The sequence below is a fragment of the Pseudomonas sp. RIT778 genome, from assembly GCF_019718735.1.
Lineage (GTDB): Bacteria > Pseudomonadota > Gammaproteobacteria > Pseudomonadales > Pseudomonadaceae > Aquipseudomonas > Aquipseudomonas aphyarum.
Map to the genome: position 1 here is coordinate 36,410 of NZ_JAIHBA010000009.1, position 23,287 is coordinate 59,696.

19 protein-coding genes are annotated in these 23,287 nt (G+C 62.3%); 16 read left to right on the plus strand and 3 right to left on the minus strand.

Going from position 1 to position 23,287, the window contains the following annotated elements; genetic code table 11:
* The first annotated feature begins 10 nt into the window (after nt 1–10).
* The 10 genes from K5E37_RS07195 (at nt 11) to K5E37_RS07240 (ending at nt 12,661) form a co-directional block, all read left to right on the plus strand.
* Complete coding sequence (locus tag K5E37_RS07195; protein WP_085604799.1) at nt 11–1,159, plus strand: NAD/NADP-dependent octopine/nopaline dehydrogenase family protein; 1,149 nt, start codon at nt 11–13, stop codon at nt 1,157–1,159.
* A gap of 45 nt (nt 1,160–1,204) precedes the next feature.
* Nucleotides 1,205–3,058 (plus strand): IucA/IucC family siderophore biosynthesis protein, encoded by a 1,854-nt coding sequence (locus K5E37_RS07200; RefSeq protein WP_221533464.1) that lies wholly within the window; start codon nt 1,205–1,207, stop codon nt 3,056–3,058.
* 13 nt (nt 3,059–3,071) lie between these two features.
* Nucleotides 3,072–4,316 carry an MFS transporter gene (locus tag K5E37_RS07205; protein WP_221533465.1) on the plus strand — a complete coding sequence of 415 codons (1,245 nt, stop codon included), beginning with the start codon at nt 3,072–3,074 and terminating at the stop codon, nt 4,314–4,316.
* A gap of 14 nt (nt 4,317–4,330) precedes the next feature.
* Nucleotides 4,331–5,515 carry an aminotransferase class V-fold PLP-dependent enzyme gene (locus tag K5E37_RS07210; protein WP_221533466.1) on the plus strand — a complete coding sequence of 395 codons (1,185 nt, stop codon included), beginning with the start codon at nt 4,331–4,333 and terminating at the stop codon, nt 5,513–5,515.
* An 84-nt stretch (nt 5,516–5,599) separates the two neighbouring features.
* Nucleotides 5,600–6,115: a sigma-70 family RNA polymerase sigma factor gene (locus K5E37_RS07215; protein WP_221533467.1), complete on the plus strand. Its 516-nt coding sequence runs from the start codon at nt 5,600–5,602 to the stop codon at nt 6,113–6,115.
* Entirely contained in the window at nt 6,116–7,093 is a 978-nt protein-coding gene (locus K5E37_RS07220) for a FecR domain-containing protein (RefSeq protein WP_221533468.1), read from the plus strand.
* Between the two features lie 94 nt (nt 7,094–7,187).
* Entirely contained in the window at nt 7,188–9,602 is a 2,415-nt protein-coding gene (locus K5E37_RS07225; protein WP_221533469.1) for a TonB-dependent receptor, read from the plus strand.
* 64 nt (nt 9,603–9,666) lie between these two features.
* Nucleotides 9,667–10,854: an ABC transporter substrate-binding protein gene (locus K5E37_RS07230; RefSeq protein ID WP_221533470.1), complete on the plus strand. Its 1,188-nt coding sequence runs from the start codon at nt 9,667–9,669 to the stop codon at nt 10,852–10,854.
* Entirely contained in the window at nt 10,851–11,912 is a 1,062-nt protein-coding gene (locus K5E37_RS07235) for an iron ABC transporter permease (protein ID WP_221533471.1), read from the plus strand. Before K5E37_RS07230 ends, K5E37_RS07235 begins: the two co-directional genes overlap by 4 nt.
* Nucleotides 11,906–12,661 (plus strand): ABC transporter ATP-binding protein, encoded by a 756-nt coding sequence (locus K5E37_RS07240; protein ID WP_221533472.1) that lies wholly within the window; start codon nt 11,906–11,908, stop codon nt 12,659–12,661. Before K5E37_RS07235 ends, K5E37_RS07240 begins: the two co-directional genes overlap by 7 nt.
* A gap of 10 nt (nt 12,662–12,671) precedes the next feature.
* On the opposite strand, the gene K5E37_RS07245 is transcribed toward K5E37_RS07240, so the two are convergent.
* Nucleotides 12,672–14,798, minus strand: coding sequence for a TonB-dependent receptor domain-containing protein (locus K5E37_RS07245; protein ID WP_221533473.1), 2,127 nt, complete (start codon nt 14,796–14,798; stop codon nt 12,672–12,674).
* A gap of 143 nt (nt 14,799–14,941) precedes the next feature.
* On the opposite strand from K5E37_RS07245, the gene K5E37_RS07250 reads away from it, so the two are divergent.
* Nucleotides 14,942–15,370 carry a hypothetical protein gene (locus K5E37_RS07250; RefSeq protein WP_127797811.1) on the plus strand — a complete coding sequence of 143 codons (429 nt, stop codon included), beginning with the start codon at nt 14,942–14,944 and terminating at the stop codon, nt 15,368–15,370.
* A gap of 56 nt (nt 15,371–15,426) precedes the next feature.
* Here the strand turns inward: K5E37_RS07250 and K5E37_RS07255 are convergent, their stop codons facing one another.
* Nucleotides 15,427–15,708: a hypothetical protein gene (locus K5E37_RS07255; protein ID WP_085604833.1), complete on the minus strand. Its 282-nt coding sequence runs from the start codon at nt 15,706–15,708 to the stop codon at nt 15,427–15,429.
* Between the two features lie 61 nt (nt 15,709–15,769).
* On the minus strand, nt 15,770–16,540 hold the full coding sequence (locus K5E37_RS07260; RefSeq protein WP_085604835.1) for an AraC family transcriptional regulator: 771 nt from the start codon (nt 16,538–16,540) through the stop codon (nt 15,770–15,772).
* A gap of 239 nt (nt 16,541–16,779) precedes the next feature.
* Here K5E37_RS07260 and K5E37_RS07265 point away from each other — a divergent pair, with 239 nt between their 5' ends.
* From K5E37_RS07265 to K5E37_RS07285, 5 genes are all read left to right on the plus strand, one after another.
* Complete coding sequence (locus tag K5E37_RS07265) at nt 16,780–18,411, plus strand: APC family permease (RefSeq protein ID WP_221533474.1); 1,632 nt, start codon at nt 16,780–16,782, stop codon at nt 18,409–18,411.
* Between the two features lie 22 nt (nt 18,412–18,433).
* Nucleotides 18,434–19,360: a 4-hydroxyproline epimerase gene (locus K5E37_RS07270; RefSeq protein ID WP_221533475.1), complete on the plus strand. Its 927-nt coding sequence runs from the start codon at nt 18,434–18,436 to the stop codon at nt 19,358–19,360.
* A 54-nt stretch (nt 19,361–19,414) separates the two neighbouring features.
* On the plus strand, nt 19,415–20,362 hold the full coding sequence (locus tag K5E37_RS07275; protein ID WP_221533476.1) for a dihydrodipicolinate synthase family protein: 948 nt from the start codon (nt 19,415–19,417) through the stop codon (nt 20,360–20,362).
* Nucleotides 20,363–20,442: 80 nt separating this feature from the next.
* Nucleotides 20,443–22,035: an aldehyde dehydrogenase (NADP(+)) gene (locus tag K5E37_RS07280; RefSeq protein WP_221533477.1), complete on the plus strand. Its 1,593-nt coding sequence runs from the start codon at nt 20,443–20,445 to the stop codon at nt 22,033–22,035.
* Nucleotides 22,025–23,287: an FAD-binding oxidoreductase gene (locus K5E37_RS07285; RefSeq protein ID WP_221533478.1), complete on the plus strand. Its 1,263-nt coding sequence runs from the start codon at nt 22,025–22,027 to the stop codon at nt 23,285–23,287. The genes K5E37_RS07280 and K5E37_RS07285 overlap by 11 nt, the downstream gene beginning before the upstream one ends.

The window sequence follows — 23,287 nt, forward strand, 5'->3', positions numbered from 1 at the left end:
ATGTCTCTGTATGAAACCGCTGAAAGTCGCCATCTGCGGCGCAGGCCGGACCGGGCACCTGAATGCCATCCTGTTTAAACAGCTGCCCAATGTTCAGGTTTCGATGCTCACCAACAATCAAGAGGTGATCGACCGTCACCTCGCCAACTCGCCAATGCAGGCGCTGATGCCGGACGGCTCGACGCTGAGCGCACGACCGGATCAGGTCAGCACCGATGCCAGCGTCGTGGTTGCCGACGCCGACATCGTGATCATCACCGTACCAGCCCATGCACGACCGCAAACCCTGCAAGCCATCGCTCCGCATTTGAGTTCGAGCAAACCGGTGTACGTCGGCGCGATCCCGGGTTTCTGCGGCTTCGACTGGCTGGCCGAAGCTTCGCTGGGCGAGCGCTCGAACGTGGTGATCTGGGGCATGAAGGATGTGCCGCACACCGCGTTCGATCTGAAGCCGGGTGTGTCGGTCAAGATGGGCGGCGGCAAGAGCCAGTTGTATGTCGCGTTGCACGACCGGGAATCAGCGCAATCACGGCAACACCTGGAACAAATCCTCACCACGCTGTACGGCCCCTGCGTGACGATGCTCGACCACTATCTGGAAATCACCCTGACACCGGGCAACCCGATCATGCACAGCTCGGTGATCTACGGCTTGATCGGCCCTTACGGCCAGTGGCACCGCAAGATCTTCCCGCAACGTATGTGCTGGTGGACCGAATGCCCCGAGCTGGGTGCCTACTTCCTCGAACGCATGGATCAGGAAAGCCAGGAACTGTGCAACGTGATCAGCCAGCGCATGGGCATCGACCTGTCGTCGGTCAAATCCCTCAAGCAGGAAATTGTCGAAGCCTACGGCGAGCAGATCCGCGATCAGAGCAGCATGTTGTCGATCCTGCGCACCAACCAGGCCTACAACGACATCCTCGCCCCGATGATTCCGGCCGACGACAACCGCGCCGGCTACGTGATCGAGCGCGAAAGCCGCGCCTTCAACGAAGACGTTGCCTACGGCCTTGTGCTGCTGGTGGAAATGGCGCGGCGCTTCGAATTGAAAGTCCCCTACATCGAAGAAGTCCTGCAATGGAGCGTTTCCTATATGCAGGGCCTGCGCGACTCGGCGCTCGACTACTTCCCCCGCCATTGGCCGCGCACGGCGTGAGCGGGTTCAACTTTTCATTAATTTCTCGACGAGCAGATAGCTGATATGGATGACTTCAAGACACTCATCGCCTACTCCCGCAAGAACGCCCTGCGACGGATGATCCGTTGCCTGTTTGCCGAAAACATTCTGGATCGCTCGGGGCTGCGCTTCTCCGAGGCCGGCAACGAGGCCACGTACGCGCTGAAGGACGGCCGTTCCCAGGTGTTCTTTTCCAACATCGCCAAGGGCCCGGCGGACACCGTGGTCAATGACGGCGACGTGATCCTGATGACCGATGAAGGCGTACGCCAGGTGATCTACACCCATCAGGATTTGCTGGATGTGCTGCGCGACAGCTTCGATTTCGAACCGACCGATGAAGGCATCGCCGGGCTCAAGTCGGACATGGAAAACAGCCTGATGAACGACGCCCACGCCCGTCAGCATCGCCAGCAATGGAACGCACGACTGGCCACCGCCGCCCGGGAACAAGGCCTCGACAGCCTGACCGACTATCTGCGCCAGCACGCCAGCACCAAGGACGCTGCGATCCTTCTCGACCAGTGGGGCTCGCTGGAAGGTCACCCCTACTATCCGACCTGGAAAGCCCGCCCGGGCCTCAGCGATGAGGAAGTCGAGCAACTGTCGCCGGAATTCAACGCCCAGGTGCCGCTGCGCATTGCCGCGCTACGGGCCGACATGGCGAAAAGCGAAAGCATGCCCCACGTCACCGATTACCGCAGCTGGTTTGCCGGCAACTTCCCGACGCAATGGGAGCAATGGAAAGCATCGCTGAACAACAAGGGCCTCGACGAATGCCAGTGGTTGCCGCTGCCGATTCACGCGTGGCATTTGCAGGCCTACGTGCTGAAGAATTTCGCGGCGGAAATCGCAGAAGGCATCCTGATCACCGACGGCCCGGACATCCAGACCCTGCCGACCATGTCGTACCGCACGATGATGCCGGTGCTCAAGGAGAGCGCGCCGCTGATCAAGTTACCGATTGCCGTGTGGATGACCAGCGAGCTGCGCAGCCTGCAAGCCAAGTCGATTCATATGGGGCCGCGCATCAGCACCGTCATCACGAAGATCCTCGAGGTCGAAAACGGTTTCGGGCAGCGCCTGGAAATTTTCCCGGAAGAGATTGGTGTCCGTTACAAGAACGCGATCACTCAGGACGATCACCCCGGCCGGCATCTGTCGGTGGTGTTCCGGGCCAGCCAGCAAGCGTTCGAGCGTAGCGATGAATGCCTGCCAATTACCGTGGCGTCACTGTTCACTCGTTTGCCGGGTAGTGGTCGACCGTTGTTCACCGAGTTGATCGAGCGCGATGGCGTTCGGGCGAATGCCACGCAGGTCGAAGACTGGTTCCGTCAGTACGCCAAAGTGGTCACCCACCCGGTGGTGGCGATCTACCTGTTGTACGGGATCGGGCTCGAAGCGCACCAGCAGAACACGATGGTGCTGTTTTCCCCGGATGGCAAAGCACGTAGTCTGCTGATCCGCGATTTCGGCGACGGCAGGACCTACGCTCCATTGCTGGAGGGACGCGGCTACACCCTGCAACCGCACGTGCAGCCGGGCATTCTGCCAACGGTGTTCGAGGGCGATATCGAGCCAGTGCGCATGTTCGTGCTCGACGCGGCGTTCCTCACGCACCTGCATGAAATGGCCCTGTGGCTGACCAAGGAGTACGCGCTGGACAACAACCGGATGTGGGACATTCTGCGTGAAGAGACCGAGCAGGCGTTCGCGGCGGTGCGCGAGCGTGTCGCGCCGGATCTGTGGGAAGTCGAACGCAAGGCTTTCCTCAATGATCCGTGGCCGACCCGTTCGTTGCTGCGCATGCACATGATGCAGTACTCCAATTACCGGATTCAGCACACGCTGACCAACCCGCTCAATGTCGTTCAATAACCGAGGCTGACTCATGACCCAAGCAGGTGCCATCGCGGGTTCGCGCGTAAGAGTCCTGATTTATCTTCTGTTCGCGATCCAGCTCATTTCGATGGGCGCGATGGAAATGAGCGGGCCGTTCTGGCCTGTCCACCTGCGCGGGCTAACCTCGTCAGATTCGCTTTTCAGCTTCGCCAGCATCGCCGTGTACGTCGGGCCGATGCTGGGCATTATTCTGACCAGTGCATTCTGGGGCCGTATCGGCGATCGCTACGGCCACAAGTTGATGATGATCCGCGCCCTCGCCGGCCTGTCATTGACCCAGCTTGGGCTGGCCCTGTGCAGTGACATCTGGGTGATCCTGATCCTGCGTTTCCTGCAAGGCGCCTTCGCCGGTTACATCGCACCGGCCCAGGCTTATGGCGTGAGTATCGAGGCGCCTTCGCGGCGAGCGCGGCTGTTCGCGATCCTGCAGATCTCCACCAACGTCGGCTCGTTGCTCGGTGCGGTGGTCGGCGGCCTGATCCTCGATTACGCGACGTTCTTCTGGATTAACATGATCGCGGCGGTGCTGTGCGCGATCTGCACCGTGGTCGCGGCCGTCACGTTGCCGGACGTGCCGCCGGTGAAGAAAGCACCGGTCGCCAATAAAACCGCTCCGACCAGCCACACCGCCAGCGTCTGGCAAGGCACGCCACTTCTTTCGCTACTGGGAGTGATGGGTATTTTGCTGCTGGCACGGATGCTGCCGCAGACATCGTTCTCGCTGTATGTCAGCTCAGTGTTCGAGGTCAGCAACTCGGTGGTCGGGCTGTGTTATGGCTTGCTGGCATTGGGTTTCATTCTGTCGGCAACGGCATGGTCGCGTTACTTCGAGCACCGTTCCCAGCAGGACACCTTGCAACGCATCACTTATGTCGTGATCGGCTGCATCGCGCTGACGGCACTCGCGGGCGTCACGCGTAACCCGATCGTGTTCGTCGGCGCCTACTTCATCTGGGGCGTATTGCTCGGTGCCACGACGCCGGTGTTGATGGCGCTGATTTCCAAGACCGCCGACAGCTCGCGCCAGGGCTACGTGCTGGGCATTGCCCAAAGCACCGCGCAATTCGCGTCCATTGCCGGAATCTCGGCCGGTGGTCTGCTCAGCCAGGTCTATGGTTTGCAGTACACCTACCTGTTTGTCTGCCTCGCCTACATCCTCGCGCTGATTCCCATCGTTGCGTTGCGCTACCGGCCCATGGTCATGCAACCGAGCCAGATCCCGCCGGGTGACTGATCAAGGAGTTTGCTTTGAACATTGAACAACTGCGCGCCGACACTCCGGGTGTCGAGCAATTGATTCACTTCAACAACGCCGGTGCGGCGCTGATGCCCGATCCGGTGATCGAAGTAATGACCCGTCACCTGCAACTTGAAGCCCGGATCGGCGGTTATGAAGCCGCCGGGCAACACGCCCGGGAAGTGGAGGATGTCTACGACGCCATCGGCCAACTGATCAACGCGCGACCCGAAGAGATCGCGGTGATCGAAAACGCGACCCGCGCCTGGGACATGGCCTTCTATTCATTGCCGCTGCGGCCCGGTGATGTGGTGCTGACGTCGACCACCGAATACGCCGGCAACTACATTCCCTATTTGCAACTCAAGCAACAGCGCGGCATCGAGATCAGGGTCATTCCCAACGATGAACAGGGACAGGTGTCATTGCCGGCGCTGCGGGACATGCTCGGCGATGACCGGGTTGCCCTGGTGTCGCTGCCGGTGATTGCCACCAATGGCGGCCCGGTGCAGCCCATCGAACAGATTGGCGCCCTCGCCCGCGCAGCCGGCGTTCTGTTTCTGCTGGATGCCTGTCAGGGCGTCGGGCAGATGCCGATCGATGTGCAGAAAATCGGCTGTCATATGCTCGCTGCCACCAGCCGAAAATACCTTCGCGGCCCTCGGGGCATGGGGTTTCTCTATGTCGAAAAGACTTTGTGCGAAAACCTTGAGCCAGCGTTTCTCGACCTGCATGCGGCTGCATTGCTGACCCCGGACACCTTCAGGATTCGCGGCGATGCCCGGCGCTTCGAAAACTGGGAATGCAACGTCGCGGCGAAACTGGGCATGGGCGCGGCGGCCCGTTATGCGCTGGCGCAAGGCATCGAACCGATGTGGAAGCGCATTCAACGATTGTCGGCCCACCTGCGCAATCGCCTGGCTGATGTGCCGGGGGTTACGCCACAGGATCGGGGCGCGGTCAAGTCAGGCATCGTCACCTTCACCTGCCAGGACGCCGGAGCGGCGCAAGTCCAGGCATGGCTGGCGGGGCAGGAAAAACGCATCAACGTCACCACCTCGACTTTCCGCTCGACGATGCTCGACATGCAGCAACGGGACCTGCTGGAAGTCAGCCGCGCATCGTTGCACGCCTACAACACCGAGGCCGAAATCGATGCCATGGTAAACGCGTTGTTGAGAATGCCCCGCGCCTGAAAACGGATGCTGATTCGCGCTTGCGTCGCAGGCTCTTTGTAAACTAGCATTGGGAATACTTCTCAATTGCAAAACACTGCAGCCATGAGCGAAACCCTTCCCGCGAACAACGACAACCATCTGCGCGTGATCGAAGCGCTGTACAGCGGCCATCACGGCTGGCTGTACGCCACGCTGAAGAAAAAACTGGGTAACGCCATGGATGCGGCGGATCTGGCGCAGGATACCTTCACCCGGATCCTCGCCTCCCAGGTCACGACCATCGAGCAGCCCCGGGCGTACCTGAGTTGCGTGGCGAAGGGCATCCTCATCAACTGGTATCAGCGCAAGGCACTGGAACGCGCCTACCTCGATGCCCTCGCGCATTTGCCGGCGCCGGAAGTGCCCTCCCCCGAGTTGCGCTTCGTGGTGCTGGAAACCCTGCACGAAATCGACGCGATGCTCGACACCCTGCCGCCGCTGGTCAAACGTGCGTTCCTGCTGTCGCAGATCGGCGGCTTGAAATACACCGACATTGCCGAACAGCTGGACGTCTCGCTGATCACCGTCAAGCGCTACATGAAACAGGCTTTCGTGCAGTGCCTGATGCTGGTGGAATGAATGCTCACGCGACGCAGTGAACCGCCGCTCGATCCGAAAATCCTCGAAGAAGCCGCCGAGTGGCTGATGCGCCTGAGTGAAAACGACCTCAGCGAAACCGAGCGTGCAGAGTGGGAATACTGGAAAGTCAGCAGCCCCGAGCGCAACCGGGCGTGGGCCCGAGCGCAGTTGCTGCAAAGCAAGTTCGGCGGCCTGCCGCCGTCGCTGGCGATGTCGGCGCTGGATCGCCCGAGCAACCCGGAACGTCGCGCAGCCCTCAGCAAACTGGCCTTGCTGCTGGCAGCGGTGCCCGCCGGCTGGGGCAGTTGGAAACTCGCGCAATCGCAGCAATGGTCCGCCGATTACCACACAGCCGTCGGCCAGCGCCGCGAACTGACCCTGGCCGACGGCTCGCAAATCACCCTGAACACCGACACGGCCATCGACGTCCTGTTCGACACCCGGCAGCGGCTGATCCATTTACGCGAAGGCGAAATCCTGGTGCAGACCGCGCCGGACAACGCCGCGCAACCTCGACCTTTTCTGGTCAGCACCCGTCAGGGCCGGATGCAGGCGCTGGGCACGCGTTTCACCGTTCGTGAATGGCAACCGCGCACCCAACTCGCAGTGCTCGAAGGCGCTGTGCAGGTCGAGTTGGCCGACAGCCCTCAAAGTGCGCCCGTCATCGTCAGCGCCGGGCAACGTACCGACTTTTCATCTCAAGCCTTCGGCGCAATGAACCCGACCGACCGCAACGTCGGCGCCTGGACCCAGGGCATGCTGATGGCCGACAAAATGCGGCTGGCGGATTTCGTCGTCGAACTGGCGCGCTATCGCCGAGGCTTTGTGCGCTGCGACCCGGCCATTGCCGATTTGCGCATTTCCGGAGCCTTTCCCATCAGCGATACCCAACGCTCGCTGAACATGCTGGCGCAAACCTATCCCGTGCTCGTCTCCGGGCACTTGAGCGGTTACTGGGTGACGCTCTCACCCGCCTGAGCAAAAAAAATAACCGCGCAGGTGATACTTTTTTTGATCTCGGCTGGCAATGAAAGGAACAACCATTCCACCTCGTCCATAGGGTCACCCCTTCATGCTCGTTGCACGACCCTTGTTTGCGGATCGTCTGCTAAAGCCCGTTATGCGCAGTGTGTTGCTCGGCGTTGTGCTGGGCCTGGGCAGCAGCGCGCTCGCCAAGGCAGCCGGGCCGGCGCAACTGGACGCGGTCACTGTTCGAGCCTACAACATCGCGCCCGGCCCGCTGGGCGTGACCCTGTCGAGCTTCGCCGTGGATGCCGGCATCGCCCTGTCGTTTCAGCCGTCGATCACCGAAGGCCTCGTCAGCCCGGGATTGTCCGGCAGCTACTCGGTGCAGGAAGCGGTGTCCCGACTGCTCGAAGGCAGTGGTCTGGAAATGGTCGCGCGCAGTGACGGAACGTGGACGCTGGTGGTGCGCCGGGTCACGTTGTCGGACACCACGGTCGAAGGCATCGACAAGCGCGCCAACAGCTTGCCGCCGGTGCTGGCGGGCGGTCAGGTCGCGCGCGGTGGGCGCCTCGGCATTCTGGGCAACCGCGATGCGATGGACGCGCCGTTCAGCGTCAGCAGTTACACCTCGACGCTGATCAAGGACCAGCAGGCTGTCACGGTCGGCGACTTGCTGGAACGCGACTCTTCGGTACGTTCCACCGGGCAGACAGGCGGGATTGTCGACTCTTTCTTCATCCGGGGTTTTCCGGTCGGCGAAGGCAATCTCGGCGAACTGGCGTTCGACGGCGTGTACGGCGTGGCCTCCAATTACCGGGTGTTCACCGAATACGCCGAACGGATCGAACTGGTCAAAGGCCCCGGCGCCCTGCTCTACGGCATGTCGCCCAACAGCGGCGTCGGCGGCGTGATCAATGTGGTGCCCAAGCGTTCGCTGGACGAAGACCTGACCCGCTTCACCACCAGTTACGCCTTGAATACCCAGCTCGGCGGGCACCTCGATGTCAGCCGGCGTTTTGGTGAAGAACGCCGCTTCGGCGTACGGGTCAATGGCAGCGTCCAGCAAGGCGACACGGCCATCGACAAGCAATCCCGAGAGGTCGGCATCGGCGCGATTGCCCTCGACTATCAGGGCGAACGCCTGCGCACCACGCTGGATCTGATCAATCAGAAAGAAAGTTTCGACGCTGCATCCCGCCCCTTCCTGATCGCCTCCGGCGTGGAGATTCCATCCGCAGCCAACGGCCGCACCAGCGTCAGCCAGGAATGGGGCTGGTCGGAAACCCGCGACAAATCGGCGTTGCTCGGCGGCGAATACGACCTCAACGACAACCTGACCGTGTTCGCCCACGCGGGTGGAGGAAAGTCGGATGTCGCGCGCATGTCCGACCAGACCCCGACCATCATCAACGAAGCGGGCGACACGTCGTCGATCCCCGGTTATTACAAATTCGAAGTCCAGCGCTACACCGTCGATGCCGGTGCAAGGCTTCGGTTCGACACCGGGCCGATCAGTCACAGCACCGCGCTGCAAGTCACCCGCTACCGCGATAACTTGTCCCGAGGCATTATTCCCGGGCCGGCGATCCTGTCGAACATCTACCACCCGATCGACCGCCCGAAACCCGCGATCGCCAAACCGGATACGCCGAAGGTTTCCGAAAGCGAGCTGTCGGGCGTGGCCCTTGCCGACACCCTGTCGGTGCTCGACGAACGCCTGCAAGTCACACTCGGCGTGCGTCAGCAGAACATCAAGTCGGACAACTACAACGCGGCCGGTTTCGTCACCACGTCCTACGACAAAAGCAAATCCACCCCGCTGTTCGGGGTCGTCGCCAAGCCCTGGGACCATGTCTCGTTCTACTACAACTACGTCGAAGGCCTGAGCAAGGGTGACATCGCGCCGTCCGCCGCCGCCAACGCGGGCGAGATCTTTTCCCCTTATGTGTCCCGCCAGCAGGAAGTCGGGGTCAAGTTCGACTACGGCCGTTTCATGTCCACCATCGCCCTGTTTCAGCTGGAAAAGCCCAGCGGTGAACTGGCATCCGGGGTGTTCTCGGTCAATGGCGAACAGCGCAACCGTGGCGTCGAACTGAACATGGCGGGCGAGATTGCAACAGGCACACGCCTGATCGGGGGCGTGACGCTGCTCGACGGCGAACTGACCCGCACCGGCGTCGCTGCCAACCGTGGCAACAAACCGGTCGGCGTTCCCGAGGTGCAAGCCAACCTCTGGGCCGAATGGGACGTCCCGCAGATCGAAGGCCTGACGTTGACCAGCGGCGCGATCTACACCGATAGCCAGTACGTCAATCAGGCCAACACTCAACAACTGGACGCCTGGACCCGCTTCGACGTCGGCGCCCGCTACGCCACGCGCATCGCCGAACGACCGACCACTTTCCGGGCCACCGTGCAGAACGTGTTCGACCGTGAATACTGGTCCGGCGTCGCCTCCTACGGCGCGTTCTCCCAGGGCGCGCCTCGTACCCTGTTGCTCTCGGCCACTGTCGATTTCTGAAACGTCCGGCCCGGTGCGGCGCCTGGCGTCGTGGTCCGATCCGGCTTTTGCAAAGGCATACACCATGGTTAATGTTTTTCGCCGCCGCCAGACCTTCGCCGCCCTGCTGTTCGCCGGGCTGCTGGGTCTGTCGATTTCTTCATTGATGCCGAGCAGCGCACGGGCTGCCGAAGCGGATCCGGCACTGGGCACGGTTACCGATTTGCAGGGCCGCACGGTCAAGGTTCACTTGCCGGTGCGCCGGGTCATTCTGGGTGAAGGCCGCCAGTTGTATCTGGTCGCCGCACTGGATACGCAGAATCCTATCGAACGCATCGTCGGCTGGCGCAAGGACCTGATCCAGTCCGACCCGGACACCTACAACGCCTACCTGCGCAAATTCCCCGACATCGCCAAGATCCCGACCTTCGGCGGTTTCGAGAGCGGCACCTTCGACATCGAGCAGGCGATCTCGCAGAAGCCTGACGTGATCATCCTCAACATCGAAGCGCAGCACGCGACCGAGGATGCCCGCTACATCGAGAAACTCGACGCCTTGGGGATCCCGGTGGTGTACGTCGACTTTCGCAACAACCCCATGCAGAACACCGAGCCGACCATGCGCCTGTTCGGCAAGTTGTTCGGCAAGGAAGAGCGTGCCGAGGCCTTCATCGACTTTCGTAACCAGCAGATCCATCGCGTCACCGACGTGATCGAGAAGCGCCACCCTGCCCGCCCCAGCGTGTTCATCGAGCGCATCGGCGGCTACACCGATGACTGCTGCCTGAGTTTCGGCAACGAGAACTTTGGCCTGTTCGTCGACATGGCCGGCGGCAACAACATCGCCCGACGAATCATTCCGAGCACCTTCGGGCAACTGAACCCTGAGCAAGTGATCGTCGCCAACCCCGACCATGTCGTGGTCACCAGCGCCGACTGGGAAGCCTTTGCCCCGGGCGGCCATTGGGTCGGTGTCGGCCCGGGCGCGGATCTCACCGAAGCCCGACGCAAACTGGCCTGGTACACCCAGCGCCCGGCCTACGCCGGTATCAAGGCGCAGGACACTCAGGCGTTTCATGCGATCTGGCATCAGTTCTACAACAGCCCTTACCAGTTCGTGGCCATTCAGCAGTTGGCCAAATGGTTCCACCCGGAACTGTTCGCCGATCTTGATCCCGACGCGGCATTTCGCGAGATGCACGAACGCTTTCTGCCGGTGCCTTACGAGCCGGGCTATTTCGTCAGCCTGCAAAAAACCGAGGCCAAACCATGAGTTCGCTGGGCGAAGCACCGATTGTGCAGAGCGTCACTTACCGGCGGCTGGTGCTGCGTAAACGGCTGATTCTGCTTGGACTGGCCGTGCTGCTGATCTTCAGCGTGCTGCTCGATCTGGCGCTCGGCCCGGCCCGTTACAGCCTCAGCGAAGTGCTCGGTGCGTTGTTCTCGCCGGACACCGCATCGGCCCAGGTTCGGGTGGTGATGTGGGACATCCGCCTTCCGGTGGCGTTGATGGCGGTCGCTGTCGGCGCAGCGCTTTCATTGGCCGGGGCGCAGATGCAGACCATCCTCAACAACCCGCTCGCCAGCCCTTTCACCCTCGGTATTTCTGCAGCGGCCGGTTTCGGCGCAGCGCTGGGGCTGGCCTTCGGCGTGGCGCTGTTTCCGCTGGCGGCGCAATACATGGTGCCGCTCAACGCGTTCATCATGGCGATGCTCTCGGCACTGCTGATTCACTTCATGAGCATGCGCCGTGGCGTCACCGCCGAAACCATCGTGCTACTCGGCATTGCGCTGGTGTTTACCTTCAATGCGCTGCTGGCGCTGGTGCAGTTCTTCGCCACCGAACAAGCCGTGGCGGCCGTGGTGTTCTGGACCATGGGCAGCCTGACCAAAGCCACCTGGCCGAAACTCGGAGTGATCTGCGTGGTGATCCTCATCACCCTGCCGATCTTCGCCAAACGCGCGTGGGCAATGACGGCCCTGCGCCTGGGTGATGACAAGGCTGCCAGCTTCGGTATCAACGTGCGCAGCCTGCGTTTTCAGACGCTGATCATGGTCAGCCTGCTCGCGTCGTTTCCGGTGGCGTTCGTCGGCACGATCGGCTTTATCGGGCTGGTCGGGCCGCACATCGCGCGGATGCTGATCGGCGAGGATCAGCGGTTTTTCCTGCCGGCCTCGTTGCTGACCGGCGCGCTGATCCTGTCCGCCAGTTCGGTGGTCAGCAAGACCCTGATCCCGGGGGCGATATTCCCCATCGGCGTGGTCACGTCACTGATCGGCGTGCCGTTCTTCATTTCTCTGATTCTCAACGGTAAGAAAAACTCATGGTGAAGATCCGGCTCGACAACCTCGGCGCCCGCTACGGGCAGCGCGAGATCATTTCCGGTGTGAGTACCGCGACGTTTACCGGTGGCCAGGTCGTGGCGGTTGTCGGCCCCAATGCGGCGGGCAAATCGACGTTGTTCAAACGCATGGCCGGGCTGATCGACGGCCCGGGCGAAGTGATTCTGGAAGGTTCGAAAAAAGGCACGCAGGGCATCAGTTACATGCCGCAAGGCCTGAACGCCAGCGCCCGGTTGACGGTGTACGAATCGGTGCTGCTGGCGCGCAAGCAGCTGACGCCCAACTGGTCAGTTCACGACGATGAACTGAAACTGGTGGACGAGATTCTCGACGCGCTCGGGATCACCGAACTGTCATTCCGCAACCTGGGGGAATTGAGCGGCGGTCAGCAGCAATTGGTCTCAATCGCCCAGACGCTGGTGCGCGAACCGGAAATCCTGCTGATGGACGAACCCACCAGCGCACTCGACATGCACCGGCAGGTTCAGGTGTTGAACTTCATGAAAGCCTTGGCGCGCCGACGCGAGGTGATCGTGTTCATCGCCATCCACGACCTGAATCAGGCGCTGCGTTTTGCCGATCAGGTGCTGGTCATCGCGGGCGGCACGGCCCATGGCAGCGGGCCCAGCCATGAAGTCATCACCGAGCCGATGCTGCGCACGGTCTACAAGGTCGAGGCGCGGATCGAGCAATGCAGTCGCGGGCAGCGTCATATTCTGATCGATGACATTGTCTGATGGCTGGCCCTCAGAGCAGACTCCACGACACCCCGACATACATCGCCATGCCCTCACCCGGCGTGGAGCGTGCGGCGTCCAGTCCTTTATCGTCATAACCCGGCGTAACGGTAGCGGCGTAGTGTTTGTCGGTCAGGTTGCGCATGTCCAGCCAGGTCTGCCAGTCGCCCTTCGGCGCGTTGTAGCCCAGCGTGGCGCCGAAGGTGGCGTAAGGATCGGCGTAATAGCTGTTGGCGTAATCCACTGCCGTTTTCGAGACCAGTTGCGTGTTGACCGCCGCGAAGAAGCCCTGCGGGAAGTCGTAGCGCAGCTCGCCCTGGTAGTAATGCATCGGCAGGCCCGGCAAGCGGTTGTCGCCGAAGCGGTCGTCGTCGCGGTAGTGGAAATCGCTGAAGGTGTAGGCCTGACGCAGGCTCAACTTGCCGCCATCGTTCGCTGACCACAGGTTGCTGTTCAGGCTGGCTTCAACACCTTGGTGCACGGTCGGGCTGGCGTTGAGTTCGTAAGGCGTGGTGGCGTTGGCGTCCGGCAACACCGAAAGCAATTCGTGGCGCACCTGAGCGTAGTACCACGCCAGACTCCATTCGCCGAGTGCGCTGTCGCCACGGCCGCCGAGTTCCAGGGTGGTCGCGGTCTGGTTCTGCAGCTTGACCGGATCACGCTGGGTACCGGTAGCGGCGCCGCTGCCGGCCGGGAAGCGCACGTTGGAGCTGTAAATCAGCGACCAAGGATGCGGCGCTTCGAGCGAGCGGCTGAGGTTACCGAACAGTTGCAGGTCCGGCGTCACCTGATAGCGCAGGCCCAGACGTGGCGCGTAATCCCAGTCACCGAGGCTGGTCTTGCCGCCACCTTCGGGATAGGTCACCGCGCTTTCGCGGCGGGTGTAGATCGCGGCGAGGCCGGTGGTCAGCCACAGGTCGTCGGCGATTTCCAGGTCGTTGCCCACGTGCAGGACCGAATCCGAGCCCTGATAAGTGAAGTTGCGCATGTGCGTGCCCGGCGCATAACCGGCGGTATTGCCGGTGGGAATCCGCACCCGTTCGCTGGCCCCGTCGTTGGGCAGGTGTTTGGTCACTCGCAGGCCCACGGTGCTGTTGCTCTCCATGCCCCAGAGCGTGTCGCGGCGCTTGTAGTCGAACGTGCCGCTGACATCGGTGTAAGCGACCTTCAGGCGGTTGGGGCCTTCGCGCAGATCCATCGGGTAATCGTGATAAACCAGACCGGTCTGGATGCTCGAATCGTCATCGATGTAGTACGTGGTCTTGTTGCCGATGAAGGTGCTGCCGGGCTGATCGCGGCTGTCGTTGCGCGTCACATAGGCCGGGTTGGCCGCGCGCGGATCGTGCTCGATGGAGTGCTTGGTCACCCGGCCGGCGAGGTCGTTGTCGGTCTCGCGGTGACGGATGTAGAAGCGGGTTTCCAGATTCGGATTGAAGCGATAACCGAAGTTGGCGATCACGCCCTGGCTCTTGCTGGCGGTGTGATCCTGATAACCGTCGGAATGCGCGTCGGTCATCGACAGGTAGTAATCGAAGTCACCCAGCACCTGGCCGGAGCTGACTTGTCGCTGGGCATAACCGTGGCTGCCCATGACATAGCGCACATTTAGCAGCGGCGCGTTGTAGCCGGTGTGGCTGACGTAATCGACGGCGCCGCCAAGGGCCAGCGCGCCGCGATCAAAACCGTTGGCACCGCGCAGCACCTCCACATGGTCGAGCCACAGCGGCTCCAGTAATTCGTAAGGCGTGCCGCCGGGGCCGGTCAGCGGCAGACCGTCGAGCATCGTGTACAGCCCCGACGCGTGGGCGCCGGGAGCACGGTTGATGCCCGAGCCACGGATCGAGATTTTCGTCCCTTCGTTGCCCGCTGACTGGGCATAGACACCCGGTTGATACGCCAGCACGTCCTGATTGCTGGCAACCCGGCCCTGCAATGGCTGGCGCATATCGACCACGTTGCTGCCACCCGGCACCTGGGCCAGACGAGCCTTCGCCTCTTCCACCGACACATCTTCACCGCTCTGATCTTCGGCCCCGATCAGCACTTGCCCCAGTTCCAGCCCCTGGGATTGCGCCTTGACCGGGCAGACAAGGGCCAGCCCCAGCAAGGCAGCGGGCAGGGTTTTGAGCGAAGGCATCGGGTGAACTCCAGACAGGCGGGAACGGACAGTGACAACTGCGACGTATGAAAGAACGAAGGAAACACATGGCGATTTTGTTTTTTGTCAGGTAAACAGGCGGCTGAAATTCCGGGCTGTGATTTGAACAAGGAGATGCAGGGATGGCCGAAGAAGTTCTGAAGTCGAAGATGGTCAACTTTCTGGTGACCGATGCTGAACTGAACTACGAAGATGTGGGCGAGTTCTACGAGGTCGTGGGAAGCGGCAATGTCGGCGTACTAGCCGGGGTGCTCGAGGGATTCAGAAATCACTATGGCGGATTGTGGGTGGGCGGCAGAGTCACCGTCACCGAAAACGCCGTTTACTTGAATGCCAATGCCATGAACCGCATGGCTCAGGACGGGACACTGGATGTCGAGATACCGATGCCGGCGATCCGCAAGGTCACCGTCGAAGGCGGTTTCGTGACGAAGATCGTCCGTCTCGACACAGACGCCTACAGTGTCAAATTCCGTTGCTATGGTGCCAAGGACGTCGCCTCACTGATCGCCAGACAGGCCCTTTCGCAATCATTGAGACGCTCGCGGTAGTTTTGTCGCAAGACAACAGCGCCACCGGTCGTTGGGGTGGCGCCTGGATCACGCCGTCAATTCTTGCACTTGGCCAACACCACCTGGCAGGTGTCCGGCGTTCCTCCGGAGCGCCCGGCGTAACGCATGCAGTTGGCCATGGATTTTTGCCGGGCCATGTTCAGGCTGGAGCCCCAGGCCAGACCGCCCTCCCCAACCGTCGGCAAGGCCTTGGCGTAACAGCTGTCACCAACGCCTGATGGCGGGTAATGCGCTCTGTTTGAGCATCCCGAAGCCAGCATCACGCTGAAGGCGATCAAGAGCCACGACGAGCAGTGAAGCGCGACTGGTCTGCTCATCCCGTTTCACCCCTCGAAAGACAACCGTGATCCATGGAGTCTAGTCGCTACCGCCGGACATTCACTGGGTGGTCGCCTGCCGGTACTGACGCGGGGTGAACCCGGTCGATGCCTTGAACTGACGAGTGAAAGCGCTGTGATCGGTGTAGCCGCATTGCAGCGCCACCTCGGTGATCGGCAGCTCGGTGTGCAACAGGCGATGGGCATGTTCCAGCCGCACTTTCTGGATCATCTGCCTCGGCGTCAGGTGGAACACCCGTTTGCAATAACGTTCCAGCTGCGCCACCGAAATACCAGCGATCCGTGTCAGCTCGCCCAATGTTACCCGACGATTGAAATGCGCCCGGATGTGTTCGTCGACCGCTGCCAGGCGCTGAAACGCCGGGTGGGTTTCGCTGGCCGATTGCAGGTCCACCGAAATCCCCGCGAGGCCGATGATCTCGCCGTCACGGTTGTACAGCGGACGCTTGTGCGTCAGGCACCAGCCCGGTTCTCGACTGCCGTACAGGTGCAGTTCCAGCTGATCCTCCAGCACAAATCCCTCTTCCAGCACCCGCCGATCCTGCTCGGTATAACCCGGCCCGAGTTGCGCCGGAAACACCTGCGCACTGGTCTTGCCGAGCAGCGGTTTCAGGTCTTTCAGGCCGCAGCGCTGCACCAGCGTGCGATTGGCCAGGACGTACCGCGCCTGCACGTCCTTGATGAAGATCGCCGCGTTCGGAATCACGTCGAGCATCGGCAACAGCGGTGCCACGCCGCCCAGCAGTGCATCGAGAGTATGCGGCCGATGGCGCTCATCGCCCTGACAGAGGATCGCAAATGCGTTCTGCATGTGAAGGTCTTCCCCGGTGAGTGGATCGGCCTGAAAACGTGCCCGCCCTGAGGCGTTCGCGTGCAGATTGCAGCAACGTTTGCGGCGTGTCGAGCGCCGCTGTCTTTCTTCGCAACTGTGCCGATTTCGTCATCCGCAGCTGCGCAAAACATCAATCGCCCGACGCCTGATGAGTTCACTGTTTAGCCGTTCCAGTGACTCACACCTGCCTATCCAATAACTCACAAGAAGGCGATGCCATGTCAGGCCAAGGCAAGTTCAAAAAACAACTTTCATTGATCGACCTCACCTTTATCGGGCTGGGGGCGATCTTCGGTTCCGGCTGGTTGTTCGCGGCCAGTCACGTCTCGGCAATTGCCGGGCCGGCGGGGATTTTTTCCTGGTTGCTGGGCGGGTTCGCCGTGTTGCTGCTGGGCATCGTCTACTGCGAACTGGGCGCGGCATTGCCCCGCGCTGGCGGTGTGGTGCGCTACCCGGTTTACAGCCACGGGCCGCTGCTCGGTTACCTGATGGGTTTCATCACGTTGATCGCGTTTTCCAGTCTGGTGGCGATCGAGGTGGTTGCCTCGCGCCAATACGCGGCGGCCTGGTTTCCGAGCCTGACCAAGGCCGGCAGCGGTGACCCGACCCTGCTCGGCTGGCTGGTGCAGTTCGGCCTGCTGTGCGTGTTCTTCCTGCTCAACTACCGCAGCGTGAAGACCTTCGCCAAAGCCAACAATCTGGTCAGCGTGTTCAAGTTCATCGTGCCGCTGCTGGTGATCGGCGTGCTGTTCACCTTCTTCAAACCGGAGAACTTTCAGGTCCAGGGCTTCGCCCCTTTCGGACTCTCGGGCATAGAGATGGCCGTCTCTGCCGGCGGCGTGATCTTCGCCTACCTCGGCCTGACCCCGATCATCTCGGTGGCCAGCGAAGTGAAAAATCCCCAGCGCACGATTCCGATTGCGCTGATCCTGTCGGTGCTGCTTTCCACTGCGATCTACGTGTTGCTGCAAACCGCCTTTCTCGGCGGCATCCCGACCGAACTGCTCGCCAATGGCTGGGCCGGGGTTTCCAAGGAATTCGCCCTGCCGTACCGCGACATCGCCCTGGCGCTGGGCGTGGGCTGGCTGGCGTATCTGGTGGTGGCGGATGCGGTGATCTCCCCCAGCGGCTGCGGCAACATCTACATGAACGCCACACCGCGGGTGATCTACGGCTGGGCGCAGACCGGCACGTTCTTCAAGGTCTTCACCCACATCGACGCGAAGTCCGGCATCCCGCGTCCGGCGCTGTGGCTGACCTTCGCCCTGTCGGTGTTCTGGACCCTGCCGTTCCCGTCCTGGGAAGCGCTGATCAACGTGGTGTCCGCCGCGCTGGTGCTGAGCTATGCCGTCGCCCCGGTGACCGTCGCCGCGCTGCGTCGCAATGCACCCGACATGCCGCGCCCGTTCCGGGTCAAGTGCATGGGCGTGCTGGGGCCGGTGTCGTTCATCATCGCTGCGCTGATCGTTTACTGGTCGGGCTGGAACACCGTGTCCTGGCTTCTCGGCCTGCAAATTCTGATGTTCGTCGTCTACCTGCTTTGCGGCCGTTTCGTACCGACCGCCCACCTCAGCCTGTCCCGGCAGGTGCGCTCGTCCGCGTGGCTGATCGCCTTCTACGCGGTGACCATCGTCCTGTCGAAACTCGGCACCTTCGGCGGCCTGGGCATCCTCACCCATCCGTTCGACACCCTGGTCGTCGCCGCCTGTGCGATGGGCATTTATTACTGGGGCGCGGCCACCGGCGTTCCGTCGCACCTGCTGCGCCTGGAATCCGAAGAGGATGAGAGCGAAGTCGCTTCGCCGTCCCCTGCCTCCGCCGCCAACCCGCGCACTGCCGGCGCTTACTGAAATCACTTAACGGGATCTGTCCATGAAACGAGTACACGTCATTGATTCCCACACCGGCGGCGAACCCACGCGTCTGGTGATGAAAGGTTTTCCCGACTTGCCCGGCCGCACCATGGCCGAGAAACGCGACGCCTTGCGCAATCAGCATGACCAATGGCGCCGCGCCTGCCTGCTGGAACCGCGCGGCAACGATGTGCTGGTCGGCGCGCTGTATTGCGAGCCGGTGTCGCCGGACGCCACCTGCGGCGTGATTTTCTTCAACAACGCCGGTTACCTCGGCATGTGCGGCCACGGCACCATCGGCCTCGTTGCATCGCTGCAACACCTGGGGCTGATCGCACCGGGCGTGCACAAGATCGACACGCCGGTCGGCCCGGTCAGCGCCACGCTGCATGAAGACGGCGCCGTGACTCTGGGCAACGTGCCGGCTTATCGATTCCGTAAGCAGGTGGCGGTGGAAGTGCCGGGATACGGCCGTTTCCTCGGTGACGTCGCCTACGGCGGCAACTGGTTTTTCCTGGTCTCCGAACACGGCCAGACGCTGACGATGGACAACGTCGAAACCCTGACCGACCTCACCTGGAAAATGCTCAAGGCCCTCGAAGACCAAGGCATGCATGGCGAGGACGGCGCGGTCATCGACCACATCGAACTGTTCGCCGATGACGCCGAGGCCGACAGCCGCAACTTCGTCATGTGTCCCGGCAAAGCCTACGACCGCTCCCCTTGCGGCACCGGCACCAGCGCCAAACTCGCGTGCCTGGCCGCCGACGAAAAACTCGCGCCGGGCGAGCGCTGGGTGCAGGCGAGCATCACCGGCAGCCAGTTCGAAGGCCGCTTCGAATGGGAAGGCGATCGCGTCCGCCCCTACATCACCGGCCGCGCCCACATGACCGCCGACAGCACGTTGCTGATCGACGAAACAGATCCGTTCGCGTGGGGCATCTGAGCCGCCGCGCTGCACTTCAAACCCCTCTGAATGACCGTTCCAAGGAGAACAATAATGAGCGACAACATCTTCACCGGCTGCATGCCCGCCCTGATGACCCCTTGCACCGCCACACGCAAACCGGACTTCGACGCCTTGGTGTCCAAGGGTCGCGAGCTGATCGACGTCGGCATGAGCGCCGTCGTGTACTGCGGCTCCATGGGCGACTGGCCGCTGCTCACCGAAGCCGAGCGTCAGGAGGGCGTGGCGCGGCTGGTGGCGGCCGGGATTCCGACCATCGTCGGCACCGGCGCGGTCAACACCCGTGAAGCGGTGTCCCACGCGGCCCATGCGGCGAAAGTCGGCGCGCAGGGTTTGATGGTGATTCCTCGGGTACTGTCCCGTGGCGCTTCGGCGGCGGCGCAAAAAGCCCACTTCGCGGCGATTCTGCAAGCCGCGCCGAACCTGCCGGCGGTGATCTACAACAGCCCTTACTACGGCTTCGCCACCCGCGCCGACCTGTTCTTCGAACTGCGCCGTGAATATCCGAACCTGATCGGCTTCAAGGAATTCGGCGGTGGCGCCGACCTGCGCTACGCCGCTGAAAACATCACCTCCAAGGACGATGACGTGACCCTGATGGTGGGTGTCGACACCCAGGTCGTGCACGGTTTCGTCAACTGCAACGCCACCGGCGCCATCACCGGCATCGGCAACGCCCTGCCCCGCGAAGTGCTGCAACTGGTGGCCCTGAGCAAGCAGGCGGCCAAGGGTGATGCCAAGGCCCGACGTCAGGCCCGTGAGCTGGAATCGGCGCTGGCAGTGCTGTCGTCCTTCGACGAAGGCACGGATCTGGTGCTGTATTACAAACACCTGATGGTGCTCAACGGCGACAAGGAATACACCCTGCATTTCAACGAAACCGATGCGCTCAGCGACTCGCAACGCCGTTACGCAGACGCCCAGTACACGCTGTTCCGTCACTGGTACGAAAACTGGTCGGCGGAACAGAACTTCGCCTGACCTGCCGCTGCGCTCAAGCCCGCCGCCACCCACGGCGGCGGGCCTTATTCGTGACCTGCTTTATTGATAAGGAATGCGCCATGACTCTGACGGGCCAACTGCTGATCGGTCAGCAAACCCTCACCGGCGACCGCGACGTCATCCACGGAATCAACCCCGCTACAAACTCGCCTTTGCAACCGGCCTACGCCGGCGGCTCTGCCGAACATGTCGAGCAGGCCTGCGCACTGGCCTGGGCGGCGCTCGACCGTTATCGCGAGACATCGCTTGAGGCGCGGGCTGAATTCATTGAAACCATCGCGGGCGAAATCGAAGCCCTCGGCGACGAACTGATCGACCGCGCCATGGCCGAAACCGGCTTGCCGCGCCCGCGCCTGCTGGGTGAACGGGGTCGCACCTGCCAGCAGCTGCGCTTGTTTGCCCGCACCGTGCGGGCCGGTGAATGGCTGGATGTGCGAGTCGATACAGCGCAACCGCAACGCCAGCCAATGCCGCGTTCGGACCTGCGTCAGCGGCAGATTCCACTGGGCCCGGTGGCCGTGTTTGGCGCGAGCAACTTTCCACTGGCGTTCTCGGTGGCCGGTGGCGATACCGCTTCGGCGCTGGCCGCCGGTTGCCCGGTGATCGTCAAGGCCCACGGCGCCCACCCCGGCACCAGCGAACTGGTTGGTCGCGCCGTTGCTCGGGCAGTCAAGGCCTGTGGTTTGCCAGAAGGTGTGTTCTCGTTGTTGTACGGCTCCGGCCGCGAAGTGGGGATTGCGCTGGTCAGCGATCCACGGATCAAGGCGGTCGGCTTCACCGGTTCGCGCAGTGGCGGGCTCGCGCTGATCAAAGCAGCACAAGCACGGTCCGAGCCGATTCCGGTGTATGCGGAAATGAGCTCAATCAACCCGGTTTTGTTGTTTCCGGCAGCGCTGCAGAACCGCGCCCAAGCACTGGCCCAAGGTTATGTGGCTTCGCTGACGCTGGGCGCCGGCCAGTTCTGCACCAATCCCGGTCTGGTCATCGCCCACAAGGGGCCGGCGCTGGACGACTTCATTGGCGCCACCACCGAACTCATCCAGCGCAGCCCCGCGCAGACCATGCTGACGCCGGGGATCTTCAATGCCTACGAATCCAGCGTGAATGCCCTCGCGGAAAATGCCCGGGCGCGCATTGCCGCTGTCGGCCAGCGAGCAACGGACCCGAATCAGGGCCAGGCCCATGTATTCGTCACCGAAGCCGCCGATTTCCTCGCCGATCATTCGTTGCAGGCCGAAGCCTTCGGCGCCGCGTCCGTGATTGTGCAATGCGCCAGCGACGCTGAAATCCGTCAGGTGCTCGAACAGTTGGAAGGCCAACTGACCGCCACGCTGCACCTGGATGACGAGGATCTGCAACAGGCCCGCGCATTGCTGCCAACCCTGGAGCGCAAGGCCGGGCGCCTGCTGGTCAACGGCTGGCCGACCGGCGTTGAAGTCTGCGATGCGATGGTGCATGGCGGGCCGTTCCCGGCGACTTCCGATTCGCGCACCACCTCGGTGGGCACCGCGGCGATCCTGCGTTTCCTGCGCCCGGTCTGCTATCAGGATTTCCCCGACAGCCTGCTGCCGACCGCGCTCAAACACGCCAATCCACTGTCGCTGCGTCGCTTGCTCGATGGCCAAAGGGAAACCGCGAAAAATGCCGAATGACCCGCACGACATCGCCGTGGTCGGCGCCGGCATCATCGGCGTCGCGAGTGCCCTGCGCCTTGCCCGTCAGGGTTTGCGGGTGGTGGTGATCGACCCGCAGGAACCGGGCCACGGCGCCTCGTTCGGCAACGCCGGGCACCTGGCGACCGAGCAAGTGTTTCCGATTGCCGACCGCTCGATCCTCAAACACCTGCCGGCCATGCTCATGGACCCGATGGGGCCGCTGCGCCTGGACTGGAAATACCTGCCCCGGGCCCTGCCCTGGTTTACGCGGCTGTTGCTGAACCTGCGCTCGGCGCCTTACCAGCGTACCGTTGCCGGATTGCGGGCACTGAATGAAAGCTCGCTCGACGCCTGGCACCGCTTGCTCAACGACATCCAGCGGCCCGACCTGCTGAAGATGGAAGGTTCGCTGCTGGTGTTCGAGCGCCCCGACTCACGCCCGGCCCTCGAAGCATTGCAGCGACGCATGCAACAGCAGCAGGTGCCAGTCGATTGGTGGCAGACCGGCGCGGTACGCGAGACCGCGCCGCAACTCAGCGAACAGATTCAGGGCGGACTGTTTTTCCCAAAAACCGGGCATTTCATCGATCCCTACCGCGTCGTGCGTGAGTTGGTGGAAGCGGCGAAAGCCAGCGGCGTGCAGTTTGTAAAGCAGGCGGTTCAGGGCGGGCAACTGCATGAGCATGGCGTCGACCTGATGACCGGAACCGGCACGCTGTCCGCTCGCCAGGTTTTGATCGCCTGCGGCGCCCACTCGGCAAAACTCACCGCAGCACTGACCGGCAAAAACGTCCCGCTGGACACTGAGCGCGGCTACCACCTGATGCTGCCTCACGAACACAACCGACTGCCCTTCCCCGTCACCTCGCTGGAACGCAAATTCATCATGACCCCGATGTCCGAAGGCCTGCGCCTGGCCGGCACCGTCGAATTCGCCGGCCTCGAAGCCTCACCCACCATGGCCCGCGCCTGGCAGTTGCATCGGTTGAGCAAGGGGTTGTTTCGCAAGGAGCTGAATGTCGAGGCAGCCACACCGTGGATGGGGTTTCGGCCGTCGCTGCCGGATTCGTTGCCGGTGATTGATCGGGTGTGTGGCGGGAAAGTGCTGCTTGCGTTCGGGCATCAGCATCTGGGATTGACGCAGGCGGCGGTGACGGCGGAGATGGTTGGGGGGATGGCCTTGCCATCGACGCAGAACGTGACTCGTGTTCTTCCGTCGAGCGAGCCTTATCGGCTGGATCGCTTTTGA

Bases quoted from the DNA above. Each gene is read 5' to 3' on its own strand.
- K5E37_RS07200 (WP_221533464.1), top strand. From the start codon at position 1,205: ATGGATGACTTCAAGACACTCATCGCCTACTCCCGCAAGAACGCCCTG.
- K5E37_RS07245 (WP_221533473.1), bottom strand. From the start codon at position 14,798: ATGCCTTCGCTCAAAACCCTGCCCGCTGCCTTGCTGGGGCTGGCCCTT.
- K5E37_RS07235 (WP_221533471.1), top strand. From the start codon at position 10,851: ATGAGTTCGCTGGGCGAAGCACCGATTGTGCAGAGCGTCACTTACCGG.
- K5E37_RS07250 (WP_127797811.1), top strand. From the start codon at position 14,942: ATGGCCGAAGAAGTTCTGAAGTCGAAGATGGTCAACTTTCTGGTGACC.
- K5E37_RS07240 (WP_221533472.1), top strand. From the start codon at position 11,906: ATGGTGAAGATCCGGCTCGACAACCTCGGCGCCCGCTACGGGCAGCGC.
- K5E37_RS07260 (WP_085604835.1), bottom strand. From the start codon at position 16,540: ATGCAGAACGCATTTGCGATCCTCTGTCAGGGCGATGAGCGCCATCGG.
- K5E37_RS07225 (WP_221533469.1), top strand. From the start codon at position 7,188: ATGCTCGTTGCACGACCCTTGTTTGCGGATCGTCTGCTAAAGCCCGTT.
- K5E37_RS07255 (WP_085604833.1), bottom strand. From the start codon at position 15,708: ATGAGCAGACCAGTCGCGCTTCACTGCTCGTCGTGGCTCTTGATCGCC.
- K5E37_RS07265 (WP_221533474.1), top strand. From the start codon at position 16,780: ATGTCAGGCCAAGGCAAGTTCAAAAAACAACTTTCATTGATCGACCTC.
- K5E37_RS07195 (WP_085604799.1), top strand. From the start codon at position 11: ATGAAACCGCTGAAAGTCGCCATCTGCGGCGCAGGCCGGACCGGGCAC.
- K5E37_RS07285 (WP_221533478.1), top strand. From the start codon at position 22,025: ATGCCGAATGACCCGCACGACATCGCCGTGGTCGGCGCCGGCATCATC.
- K5E37_RS07215 (WP_221533467.1), top strand. From the start codon at position 5,600: ATGAGCGAAACCCTTCCCGCGAACAACGACAACCATCTGCGCGTGATC.
- K5E37_RS07220 (WP_221533468.1), top strand. From the start codon at position 6,116: ATGCTCACGCGACGCAGTGAACCGCCGCTCGATCCGAAAATCCTCGAA.
- K5E37_RS07280 (WP_221533477.1), top strand. From the start codon at position 20,443: ATGACTCTGACGGGCCAACTGCTGATCGGTCAGCAAACCCTCACCGGC.
- K5E37_RS07205 (WP_221533465.1), top strand. From the start codon at position 3,072: ATGACCCAAGCAGGTGCCATCGCGGGTTCGCGCGTAAGAGTCCTGATT.
- K5E37_RS07270 (WP_221533475.1), top strand. From the start codon at position 18,434: ATGAAACGAGTACACGTCATTGATTCCCACACCGGCGGCGAACCCACG.
- K5E37_RS07230 (WP_221533470.1), top strand. From the start codon at position 9,667: ATGGTTAATGTTTTTCGCCGCCGCCAGACCTTCGCCGCCCTGCTGTTC.
- K5E37_RS07275 (WP_221533476.1), top strand. From the start codon at position 19,415: ATGAGCGACAACATCTTCACCGGCTGCATGCCCGCCCTGATGACCCCT.